8 protein-coding genes are annotated in these 12,549 nt (G+C 41.3%); 2 read left to right on the top strand and 6 right to left on the bottom strand.

Going from position 1 to position 12,549, the window contains the following annotated elements; all coding sequences use genetic code 11:
• Positions 1 to 8: 8 nt before the first annotated feature.
• Genes IPH84_11400 through IPH84_11375 form a run of 6 tightly spaced genes read right to left on the bottom strand, consistent with a single transcriptional unit; the run spans position 9 to position 6,799 of the window.
• Positions 9 to 1,115, bottom strand: a complete 1,107-nt coding sequence (locus IPH84_11400) for an aminoglycoside phosphotransferase family protein (GenBank protein MBK7173815.1) — start codon at positions 1,113 to 1,115, stop codon at positions 9 to 11.
• A gap of 6 nt (positions 1,116 to 1,121) precedes the next feature.
• Entirely contained in the window at positions 1,122 to 2,030 is a 909-nt protein-coding gene (locus tag IPH84_11395) for a nucleotidyltransferase (GenBank protein MBK7173814.1), read from the bottom strand.
• A gap of 46 nt (positions 2,031 to 2,076) precedes the next feature.
• Entirely contained in the window at positions 2,077 to 3,360 is a 1,284-nt protein-coding gene (locus tag IPH84_11390; GenBank protein MBK7173813.1) for a sugar MFS transporter, read from the bottom strand.
• A 53-nt stretch (positions 3,361 to 3,413) separates the two neighbouring features.
• Positions 3,414 to 5,372, bottom strand: a complete 1,959-nt coding sequence (gene nagB / locus IPH84_11385) for a glucosamine-6-phosphate deaminase (protein MBK7173812.1) — start codon at positions 5,370 to 5,372, stop codon at positions 3,414 to 3,416.
• A gap of 29 nt (positions 5,373 to 5,401) precedes the next feature.
• Complete coding sequence (locus IPH84_11380; protein ID MBK7173811.1) at positions 5,402 to 5,542, bottom strand: hypothetical protein; 141 nt, start codon at positions 5,540 to 5,542, stop codon at positions 5,402 to 5,404.
• Positions 5,543 to 5,572: 30 nt separating this feature from the next.
• Positions 5,573 to 6,799, bottom strand: a complete 1,227-nt coding sequence (locus IPH84_11375) for an ROK family transcriptional regulator (GenBank protein MBK7173810.1) — start codon at positions 6,797 to 6,799, stop codon at positions 5,573 to 5,575.
• A 628-nt stretch (positions 6,800 to 7,427) separates the two neighbouring features.
• Between IPH84_11375 and IPH84_11370 the strand changes: the two genes are divergently transcribed.
• Positions 7,428 to 10,739: a SusC/RagA family TonB-linked outer membrane protein gene (locus tag IPH84_11370; protein ID MBK7173809.1), complete on the top strand. Its 3,312-nt coding sequence runs from the start codon at positions 7,428 to 7,430 to the stop codon at positions 10,737 to 10,739.
• Between the two features lie 39 nt (positions 10,740 to 10,778).
• On the top strand, positions 10,779 to 12,365 hold the full coding sequence (locus IPH84_11365; GenBank protein MBK7173808.1) for a SusD/RagB family nutrient-binding outer membrane lipoprotein: 1,587 nt from the start codon (positions 10,779 to 10,781) through the stop codon (positions 12,363 to 12,365).
• The last annotated feature ends 184 nt before the right edge of the window (positions 12,366 to 12,549 follow it).

Here is a 12,549-nt window from a genome sequence, read left to right as displayed (position 1 = left end):
TAATAAGATCAATTATTTCCTTTACAATTCTGGCATGCTTTTATGATGATTTCTTCCATGGCTTCTGAGTTGTTTTCCATTGCTTCAATCAATTTGAATTGTACACGGGTCCGATCGAGGTTATGGGTTGGATAATTTGTTCTGAAGTAAGGATCTCCATCAATAAAATCAGTCAGGAACCTCAATCCGATGATAAATGTCATAAAGCGTGCGGCAAATGCAAGATTGGCGATTTCGCCAGCAACCAGACTGCGTTGAGTCATCTGTATAAATCCCCTTGCATAGGCTTCATAAATGGGCAGATTGATATTTACCAGGCTCAGGTCCTTTTCATCCTCACAACAAGTGTTGGCTCCTGTGCGGATGGCATCACCAAAATCGAATAATACACTTCCAGGCATTACAGTATCCAGATCGACAATGCAGATCGCTTTGTTTGAAGAATCGAAAAGAATATTATTGAATTTTGTGTCATTATGTGTAATCCGCATAGGAATAGACCCATTTTTGATAAGTGCCGGAATCTTCAGCATTTCTTCTGCCCTTTCTTCAATAAACCGGATCTCTTCAGAAATTTCAGATTTCCGATTCACCGGATCAGAATCAATAGATGTCCTGAAAGCCAGTAACCGTTTTTCCATGTTATGAAAATCGGGGATGGTATCTGTGAGTTCTGAAGCTGGCAGATCGGCAAGGTCTGATATAAACCTTCCAAATGCTTTTCCTCCTTCATATGCAATAGCTTCATTCTCAACTACGTCATAAACATGAGTGCCTGGAATATGATAATACATGCGCCAGAATTCACCTTTTTCATCCTGGATAAAGGTTTTCCCGTCCAATGCAGGTACCAGTTCCAGTACCCGGTATCCATCCCTGTGTGAAGTGTGAGACTTACTACCAAGGTGAAGAGTGACCATTTCAATATTCTTCATAAGACCTTTTACATCCTTGAAGATATAGCTGTTTATCCATTGAAGGAAGTAACCCGACGAATCGCCCCGGGTACGGATCAGGTACGAGTCGTTGATATGTCCTGTAGTAACTGCAGTGATGTCGATGATCTCACCACTGATGTTAAAACGTCGGGCAATTATTTCTAAATCCTTTTCCATCATAGTTTATGCCCATAGCTTTTCGGGGTAGATTCCTTCCCTGGTTAGTTTTACAAGTTTCTCTATAACCAAAGGTTTGTCTTCTTTATAAGTAACGCCAAACCATCGATCGTGACTTTGGAGCACTTTTACGCGCGCCTTGCCAGTTTTTATCAACTCATCAATAGCAAACGGAATATAAAATTCCGATTTCAGGTTTGTAATATTATTCCTGAGGAACTGACTAAACATTGGTTCTGCCAAATCAAAGAAAGAGGGGGTGAAACCCCAGAAATTCATAGAAACAATATCGTTTGAATTCAAGGGTAGTTGCAGGTTTTCTTCCTGGACATCGGCAATGCCATTAGCAATAAACTGAATTTTTGTTCTTTCAGTCACCTCCATGAGCCATCCGTTTGCATCAGAAGTGCAAATCCCCCTGGAGACTGAGCCATATTCACTCATTGTATTGGCAAGGTCATAACCAACCATTGAAAAATCAGTCTGTTGCCCTGGAGTGATTGAACTAAGGTAGTCAGCCATTACCTGGAAGGCACCTGCTCCGTAAAAATCGTCTGCATTAATGGCTGCAAAGGGTTCATGGATCAGATCTTTTGCCATGAGTATCGCATGTCCTGTTCCCCAGGGTTTTACCCTGCCTTCGGGAACCTGAATCCCATCAGGAAGCATATTAAGTTCCTGAAAAACATATTCAACCTTAATTTTTCCGGCAAGTTTTGTAAGAAAAACATCCCTGAAATCATTTTCAATATCCTTTCTAATGATAAAGACTACCTTGCCGAAACCTGCCCTGATGGCATCGAAAATGGAATAATCTATGATGGTTTCTCCTGATGGCCCAACAGGGTCGATCTGCTTCAGACTGCCATATCGGCTTCCCATTCCGGCAGCCATTACTAATAACGTAGGTTTCATATCAGGAACGATTGTTTTGTTTAAATTAATTATTTACAGGTTATTTTCAGCTCTTCCAATTCCTGAGTTTATGCCCTTTGATTGCGAAGAATAGAATAAAGAGATAAATGGGCATTAAAATCCAGTAAGCCTGTTGATTACTGATATTTCGGGCAATTACTCCATATAATAAGGGCATGGTTGCCCCACCTGCTATACCCATAATCAGCAAGGCAGATCCTGCTTTTGTAAATTTTCCAAGGTCGGCAATTGCCAGGGGGAATATGGATGGCCACATCATAGCATTGGCAAGTCCGAGAAGTGCAACAAAGGCAATGCTGGTCATTCCGATGGTGAAAACTGCACCCATAGTAAATAGGATGCCGAGTCCAGCACTGAGAGCTAATGCCTGTGATTGTCCTATGGTATTGGGAATCAGTATGATGCCTAGGATATATCCAAGTACCATAGAACCAAGGGTGAGACTTGTGAAAAACTTGGCTTCATCCAGCGGGATTCGAAGCGATTGACCATATAGCCCTATTGTATCGCCGGCAATTACTTCAGCTCCCACATACAGGAATAAGGCAAGGAAGCCAAGAATAAGATGCGGATATTGCCACCACGCTGTTTTTGGGGTAGTTACCTCGTCAGGAGAAGTTTCTTCCTTGTCAGTATCAATATCAGGAAGATGTGCAAACCGGATCATAATGGCAAGCAAGAATAATACAGATGCAATCACAACATAGGGTAGAATCACCCTGTTTGCAAGGTTGTCGAGCATTTCAATTTTAGCTGCACCTTCAAGTGTAGTCAGGCTATCCACAATGGTTGTGGCACCGGCCAGAACAATTGAGCTAAGAATTAAAGGACTGATCACACCGGCTATTTTATTGCAAATACCCATGATGGCTATTCTTTTAGCAGCGCTTTCCCTTGGGCCGATGATAATTATATATGGATTTGAAGCAGTCTGGAGTAAAGCCAGCCCGGTTCCCTGCACAAACAAACCAGCCAGAAACAGGCCATAGGTTCTGTTTAAAGCTGCCGGGATAAATATGAGTGAACCAATGGCCATGATGAAGAGTCCCAGCGACATCCCATTCTTATAGCCTACTTTATGTAAAACAATGGAAGAAGGGGGTGCCATCACAAAATAGGCAATATAAAATGCAAAAGTCACAAACAATGCCTGAAGATCATTCAATTCGCAGGCAATTTTTAAGAATGGAATTAAAGTGCCATTTAACCAGGTCACAAATCCAAAAATGAAAAAAAGAACCCCGATTATGATCAACGAAACCAGGTAGTTTCTTCTTTTTCTTTGAAAATCAGCAATCGTATTGCCCATATTGCAATTATTTAAGTAGGATTAATACTATTTGAGCTCTTTTCCTATCCATTTCAATATACATCATATCTTACAAATACTTCTATGGCTTCATATTCTGCCATGCCAAACTTATCGTATAATCTGGCAGTATTCCTGTTTCGTTCTTCTGCTCTCTGCCAGAATTCTCTTTTATCTGATCCCATAAACATGGCACCATCCTTCTGGGATTGATGCCTGAAGATGGCATTTCGTTTGATCTCAACTTCTTCAGGGCTGAGAGGGACAGCCATATCAACCATATCAAGTTCCCATTCCTGCCAGGCACCCCTGTAGAGCCAAACCCGGCAGTCTTTCATCCAGTCATCATCCTTCATCCGTTGCAAAGCTTCAATTACTATATCAATACAAACCCTGTGGGTTCCATGTGGGTCGCTCAGGTCACCTGCTGCATAGATCTGATGGGGTTTTATTCCCCTTAGAAAATCCATGGTAATAATGATATCTGCTTCACCTGCCGGATTCTTCTTCACAGTTCCTGATTCATAAAAAGGAAGATTCAGGAAATGTATATTCGTTTCCGGAAGTCCGATATACCTGCATGATGCCCGCGCTTCTCCTCTTCTGATAGCAGCTTTGATCGACAGCATTTCAGAGGGTTCTATGCTCTCTTTATGCTTATTCCTGTAATATTCGCGTGTTTCTTCGTAGATCCTGTCAGCGCCCTGGATACCTATTTTATATATGTCCTCGTAATTCCTGACGAAATCCAGGTAACGCAAAGCATCATCGTCGCTCACAGCAATACTCCCTGAAGTCTGGTAAGCTACATGAACTTCATGATTTTGCTGAACCAGCCTGGCGAAGGTACCCCCCATAGAGATAACATCATCATCCGGGTGAGGGCTGAAAAGCACTACTTTTTTAGGATAGGGTAGTGCTCTTTCCGGACGGGTAGAATCATCAACACCCGGTTTGCCGCCCGGCCAACCGGTGATGGTATGTTGAAGGTCATTGAAAACATCGATATTGATCTTGCTGAAAGGGCCATGTTCTGTGATCAGATCACTCATCCCATTGTCATTATAGTCTCTTTCAGTGAGCTTTAACAAGGGTTTGCCAGCTTTCAGGCAGAGCCATAATACAGCTTTCCTGATGAGGCGGTCATTCCATTTACATGTGCCAACAAGCCAGGGTGTTTTGAACCGGGTTAATTCAGATGCCGCTGCTTTATCAAGGATTAGTGTAGTATTCGGGTGATTTTGAAGGTACGAAGTGGGTAGGGTATCCGTAATGCTTTCCTCAACCGCTTTCTTAATTATACTTGCTTTTGATTCACCCCATGCCATCAAAAAGATTTCCCTGGCCGACATGATAGTGCCAACCCCCATGGTGATGGCATATTTTGGAACATTCTCCTCCCCGTTGAAAGAATCAGAAGTGTCAATACGGGTTAGCCGGTCAAGGGTTACCAGGCGGGTTCTTGAATTAAAAGCTGAGCCAGGTTCATTGAAACCAATATGGCCGGTACGACCTATGCCCAGCAACTGGATATCTATTCCACCGGATTCCCTGATCTTTTGCTCATAATCATTGCAGAACGCAGCCACTTCATCAAGAGGAAGATCGCCCTTTGGAATATTTATATTTTCAGGAAGGATATCCACATGTTTGAATAGCCGTTCCCACATGAAATGATGATAACTTTGAGAATGGTCAGGGTGCAGGGAGAAATACTCATCCAGGTTGAAAGTGATAACATTCTTCAAACTCAATCCTTCTTCCTTATGCAACCTGATTAATTCATTGTACACCATTACCGGTGTGGAACCAGTAGCGAGTCCCAGGACCAGCATCCTGTTTTCAGATTGGCGGTTCCTGATGGCTTCAGCAATTTTAAGGGCAATGGCTTTTGACGCTTGAAGTGCTGAATCAGCAACCCTGACAGGGACTTTTTCAAAGCGTGTTGAGAAGGCATCTTCCTCAAGAAGGAAGCTGTTATTTAGAGGGGAATTATAATAACTCAGGTTCATGATTCAGTGAATGTTTTGATAAACATCATCTAATGGAATGAAAGTAAGTTGATTTCTGCCAGGGATGGCAATGCCGGGAATCCCGATTTCAGTAAAGCTATAGGCTGCGCTTTAGCAAAAAGTATACTTAGAAAGGCCATGATGGCCGTAAAGTTGGCTTTTTTAAGCATAAAGACAGTTTCTGGCAGGTCGGGTAGTGCTTATTCCTTAACGAAGACCTTGTTCATCACAAGAGCTACAGTTCCTAATAAGCCGGCATTATTTCCAAGGCTTGAGGTTATGATCTGAGCGTCGCGTCTGATCTTTGAAATCGTATATTTATTCAGGTTCTGCTGGATCGGGTCAATCAGGTAGTTTTCAGCTTTCGTCAATTCCCCACCTATAATAATAAGTTCGGGATTGAAGAGATGGATCAATACAGCGATGCCTCTGCCCAGGTGCTCTCCGATATTTGACAGCAGGCTGATCGCAAACTGATCACCTCGTTGAGCAGCCAAAAGGATGATTTCACTGCTGATTTTCTCCAGATCATTATTCACCAGTGAACTGATTAATGAAGTTGCACCAGCTTCAATTTCTTTCTTTGCGTTGCGGATCATTGTTGTACCTGAAGCAAGAGTTTCGAGGCAACCGATTTTCCCACAATAGCAGAGAGTGCCATCGGGATCAACCTGGATATGTCCGAATTCGCCGGAGAAGCCTGAGTTTCCATGATAGAGTTTCCCATTCAGGATCATCCCCAGACCAATCCCTGAACCAATATTCAGACAGAGGACATTTTGTTTACCCATCGCTAGTCCGAATGCCAGTTCCCCCAGGGCCATCGCTTTGGTGTCGTGTTCAACGAATACAGGGTGGTGGAAACGGTCCTCAAACAAACTGGCAAGAGGTTTGTCCTCATGGAGGTAACTATAACTGATCCCGGTATGGATGTCAATCAGACCCGGAAGGGCGATTCCTATGCCCATTAACTTGGATTCATCGATATTGGCATCCCTGATATACTGGTCGACGGCAGTTTTAATTGCACCTATAATATCTTTAGTGGTCTCAAGGCCTTCATTAAGAACCCTGATTTCTGCGGCGGGTTCGTTATGAAAGTTAAAAAGACCATACCTTACTGAGTATCTGCAGATGTCGATACCGAGGACATAGCGGGAAGAGGGGTTGATTCCGTATAGGTTTGGCCTTCTTCCTCCACTTGATGATCCGATGCCTTCTTCGATGAGTAATGAATCAGCAATTAATTCATCAATCGCCCTTGTGATGGTAGGGGTACTCATGCGGATGATCTTGCTGAGTTCAGGAATCGACCTACATCCATGACGATATAACTCTTCAAGAATCAGGAGTTTGAGTGCATTCTTTTTAGTGAAATTGGCCTTTGTATCCGTTGACGAAGGACCGAAGAGCAGCCTTGCTGTCATAATATTTGCACTTAGATATGATTAATAAAATCAAATGATCAAATGGGTGAATTCTTTGCTTTGTTCTTAGTAAGCGGGAGTAAATTTACAAAAAAATTAATAATCAACCACTACATAGTTAAAATAATTATGAAGATTAGAATATATTCGTGATAAACACTGGCATGGCTGTTAGATATATGAATATCAGGCATTACAGCTTGAAAAGTTTATGAAGGATGGTTTGATCAATAGAGTAGAAATTCACACCAGAAATTTATTTTATTGTCTGAAATCAGTGTTTAATATATTCTTACTAAGTGAGATGCCGAATATTTTTGGTGGTGAAAATATTATTGGTTATATTTAAGGTATACATTGAAATATTATCAGTAAAAGATGATTTAAAAGCTGAATTCCTGGGGTGTTCATAAATTTAGTTTGAGAGTAGTTGTTTCAAATAACTAATTATCAAATAGATAGTATTATAACTTACAATGAAAGGTGCATAATCACAAAATAAAATTAAGAGACTGTTAAAAGTTCCTAAATAATTTTATATTTTAGCAGCTTCAAAGGAAAAAGTTTTATTTAGAATCATAGTTTCAACAAAAACAAACCTCAAGTCAAACATTAAACGTAAGTGCTTATGAAAAAAGTGACACTCTTGATGGCGCTGATACTTTTCTGCTCATGGCAGATTGTATTTGCCCAAAAGACCATCACCGGTAAAGTTACTGATGCCAAGGATGGCTCTACTTTACCCGGTGTAAATGTTGTGGTGAAAGGTACAACCACGGGTACAGTTACTGACATGAATGGTTCCTATTCTATTAAGGTAGGTGCCAATGGTCAAACCTTGGTATTTTCCTTTATTGGTTATGAGAGCAAGGAAGCTGCCATTGGTACATCAACAACCATTGATGTTGCCCTTGCACCTTCTGCAGAGCTTCTGGAAGAAGTTGTTGTTACCGCATTAGGTATTTCCCGTGAGAAAAGAGCTCTGGGCTATGCTGTAGCCCAGGTAAATGCCAAGGAACTTACCAATACAGGATCCACAAACTTTGGTTCTGCTTTGTATGGTAAAGCAGCTGGTGTTAGGGTATCCAGCGCACCTGGTGGTGCTACCAGTGCTGTGAATATCAATATTCGTGGTCTTAATTCAATCGGAGGTACATCTATTCCTATCGTAGTTGTTGATGGTATTCCTATCCGTGTTGGTGAAAGCAACAATGATGGATATTGGGGAGATCAGCGCATCCGTGGAAACGGTTTAATTGACATCAATCCTGAAGACATTGAAAGCCTTACAATTTTGAAAGGTGCTTCTGCAAGTGCCATGTATGGTTCTTCCGGTGCTAACGGCGTTGTTGTTATTACCACCAAGAGTGGAAAAGGCGTGAAAAAAGGTCTTGGTGTTGAAGCCAACATCACCTACACTGTTGAACAAGCCACTACACTTCCAAAATTCCAGAACTCTTATGGACCAGGTTACGACCGTGGTACAAACATGGTTAGTTTTGGTGCTGATGAAGACGGTTGGTTAACTGAAACTGTGAATGGTACATCCATGGTTAGGCCAATATACAGGTCTTATGCACAATTCGGACCTAAATTCGACGGCCGCGATGTTATTGGATGGGATAGCCAGGTACATCCTTATGTTGCCAACGAAGACAACTACAAGAATTTATTCCAGGCTGGTAGTAATGGTATTTATAATGTTGCCGTTACAAACTCTACTGAAAAGTCAAATGTTCGTGTTTCTTATACACGTTCTGATTATACCCCCGTTCAGATTGGTGGAAAGCATCACAAAAATTCATTCAGTGTAAATGCTTCTCTTAAAGCTAATAGTAAGAATACTACCACTATTATCGTGAATTATGTTAATCAGTTCACTCATAACCGTCCGGAACAGATCAACCGTATTACCAATAACTATGGTGGTTTCTTCAGCCGTTTTGATGATATGGACTGGTATTATGACAAATACAAAACCAGTAAGGATTATAAATATGTTACAGGTGTTAATCCAAGTTTTACTCCTGATGAAAACCTGAAATACAACATGCGTGCATATGACCTCATGGAATTCATCTGGAGAGCTAAAGAGGATTCATACGATGAATTCAACGATCGTATCATTGGTAGTATTACACATACCTTAGAACTTGCTCCTGGTTTAAAACTCCGTGGGAAAGCCGGTACAGATTTCACTGCTATCTTCGAACAGTCAAAGAACCGTAACCAGGTTCCTTTATTCTTAGGAAACTCAGGAAGTTATTCACAGGGTAATCAAACATACAAATCACTGTATGGTGACGTTCTCCTTATGTATGACAAGAAATTGACTGACAATTTTGGATTGGTAGCTAATGTTGGTATCACCGGCAATTATGATGCCGGTTATTATCAGGGTTCAGGTACCTCAGGTGGTTTAAGTGTTGAAGACTGGTTCCACAGCAATGCTTCTGTAGGAACTATCTGGGGCAGCTCATGGAGATGGGAACAAGCATCTTCTGCTATCCTTGGTACAGTGGGTATGAACTTTAAAAGCTACCTCAATTTAGAAGTAACTGCACGCCAGGAAAGATTCTCAACTCTTCCTCCTGCCAAGAACAGTACTTTCTATCCTTCAGTGAATATGGGCTTCATTTTCTCAGAAGCTTTCAAAATGCCTGACATGATGGATTATGGTAAACTGCGCGTTTCTTATGGTGCTGTGGGTGTTCCTCCTCAGAGGTATAAAGCATCCATCGCCTATAATCAATCAGCTATCAATAGCATCATTTACAATAACCTGCCTGCAGGATACGGTAATGAAAATATCAAACCTGAAGAAAAGAGGGAATTTGAAATCGGTGTTGAAACCAAATTCTTCAAAAACCGTTTAGGTGTTGACCTTACTTATTATAATGGCCGTATCATCGACCAGATCCTTGACGCTCCGATTCCAATTTCAACCGGATTTAACAACATGTTAGCCAATATTGGAACGCTGAAAAATTACGGATTTGAATTCTTTGGTTATGGCACACCGGTTATGACTCCTGATGTTCGTTGGGACATCAAGGCCAACTTTGCCATGAACAGGAACGAAGTAGTGAGCTTAAATGACGGTCAGGAAGTGCTTACCCATGCTTCTTATGATGCTGATGCTATGCGTCTCGTTTCAAGGGTAGGTGAAGCTATGGGTGATTTTATCACTTATATTCCTTATGTTGATGAAGCTACCGGTAAACCAGTGATTGATGATGCTGGTTACTATAAAGTTGATTTCACTGAAATGAAGAAAGTTGGAAACTTTACTCCAAAAGTAACCGGAGGTTTTGGAAATACTGTAACTGTAAAGAATTTTTATGTTGATTTCCTTATCGACTTCCGTTTTGGTGGTGATATGATTTCACTTGGAAACCATTACATGACAGGTGCCGGTATGTTCGAGAATACAATGGAATATCGTGATGCCGACAATGGTGGTGTTGCTTATTATGTGGATGGTGAAACCGGAAAATATACCCAAGCTTCCGGCGAACAGGGTCCTAATGGTGAAAGAGTTTTCCATGATGGAGTTATCCTTGATGGTGTTAAATCTGACGGCTCAGCCAATGACGTGATCATCGATGCTGCCAGCTATTATCTCACTACCTTCACATGGGGATTAAACGGAAGTTGGGCACCTAACACCCGTTACGATAAGTCAGTTTATGAGAACAGTTATATCAAGTTCAGGGAAGCTGCTATCGGATACAATCTTCCAAAAGATTTTGCATCAAAAATCGGATTCCAGAGCCTGACCGTATCTCTTATAGGACGTAACTTATTCTATCTCTATAAGACTTTCCCAAATGCTGACCCCGAAGTTGCTATTGGTTCACGTTGGACCAACCAGGCTGTTGATTCAGGATCCAGTGCAGCTATCAGGAGCCTCGGTTTCTCAGTTAGGGCTAGCTTCTAATTATTGAAAAATCATTGTAAACGAAAAAAAAGCATTCATATGAAAAAACTAATTATAACTACAATATTGTTTGCTTCGATGGTTGTGGTTTTCAATAGTTGTTCCCAGTCGAAGCTAGAGGAACTCTATGAAGATCCGTCCAAAACATCGACGGCGACAGTCGAAAATTTCTTCTCAGGTGTCCTTCAGTCAGCTAACCTCTATACCATGCCCTGGTATTGGAGATATTTCGTAGTAGAAAACTCAACCATGGGTCATTATACCCAGGTTTTTGGATGGGTAAATGGTAATGACCAATACCTGCCCTCATCAGCTGCTATGGAAGACCGTTGGACCAATTATTATGGTGTAGTGCGTAACTTCCGCGAATTGGAAGACCTGTATAACGGTTTATCAGAAGATGATAAAACAGATAAACGGATCTTTTACCTTGCAGCAAAGGTTTTCTTCTATGATCAAACCGAACAGGTTGTCACCATGTGGGGTGATATTCCATGGTCAGAAGCCGGAAAACTGAAAGTGAATGGTGGTGACCTGGGTGCATCACTTGCAAAATACGATAATGCATCTGATATTTATGCAGCTATGCTGGATGACCTGAAGAGCATTGCCGACGAACTGGCTACCATTTCCATAAAACCTGCTTTTGCCGGTTCATTTACCCAGAAAGATTACCTGAATGATGGTGATGTTCTGGCCTGGAGAAGGTATGTTAACTCCTTGAGGCTTCGCTTCCTGGCTCGTATTTCTGATGTTAATGCATCACGTACACAATCAGAAATGGCTTCTATTCTTGGTAACCCTTCACAATATCCTGTTGTAGAAGATAACTCCCAGAATATTCTTATTGATGCCAAGGGACCAGATTTGTTTGCTTGTCAGAATCAGCATGGTGATGGTATAAAAGATGGACTTGAAACCTGGGGAACCCAGAATTATGCTCCTTCATTCATGGTAAACATGATGAAAGCCAATACTGACCCACGTCTCAGGGTTTATTTCGAACCTTCATTAGGCGAATATCTTGGAGTTGATCCAACTGCTAATGCAGCAACACAGGAAACTTTTATTGCTGATAATAAAGTAGCCCGTTATGACTCAGCTACTTTCAGCCGTAACAATACTTTACCAGGAACTTTATTCACAGCAGCTGAAATCAGTTTCATTAAAGCCGAAGCTTTCCAGAAAGGCTGGGTTTCAGGAGATGCAAAATCATCTTATGAAAATGGGGTTAAACAATCCATCGATTTCTATTTTGCTTTGAATGGAATGCGTAATTTCTTTAATTTCTCAAAAGATCCTGAAGTAGCTCTCGACCAGGCAGAAGTAACTGCTTACCTGGCTTCTTCAGCGATTAACTGGGATGGAAATTCTGATAAAGTAAACCTCATTGCTACCCAGAAATGGATCCATTTTGGTATTCTGCAAATGGTTCAGAATTGGGCAGAACTCCGCAGGTTGGATAAACCAGCTCTTAATTTCCTTCAGGATGCTTCCAGCTCTCAAAAATTACCTCCTGTTCGTTTTGTTTACCCAAGTGGTGAAAAACAATTGAACGCTGATAATTATAGCGCTGTTTCCTCAAAGGATACCTATACTACTAAAATCTGGTGGGATGTAAACTAGTATGCTATTGCAATAAGAAAACCGGCCGATTGGCCGGTTTTTTTTTGCTTTTTACTTTTCAGGCTTCATTTTTTTTTCATCTTTGTATTTATACTCAGTCATGGCAGGTTTGCGAAAACAAAGCTGCCATGAATGAGTTATGCCGGCTATTCTGACTCCTGAATTCTGAATTCTTTTTGTACTG

It is taken from the genome of Bacteroidales bacterium, assembly GCA_016707785.1.
In the GTDB taxonomy this organism is placed as follows: domain Bacteria; phylum Bacteroidota; class Bacteroidia; order Bacteroidales; family UBA4417; genus UBA4417.
The sequence above is the reverse complement of the archived record's forward strand: the minus strand, read 5'-3'. Positions and strand labels throughout refer to the sequence as shown.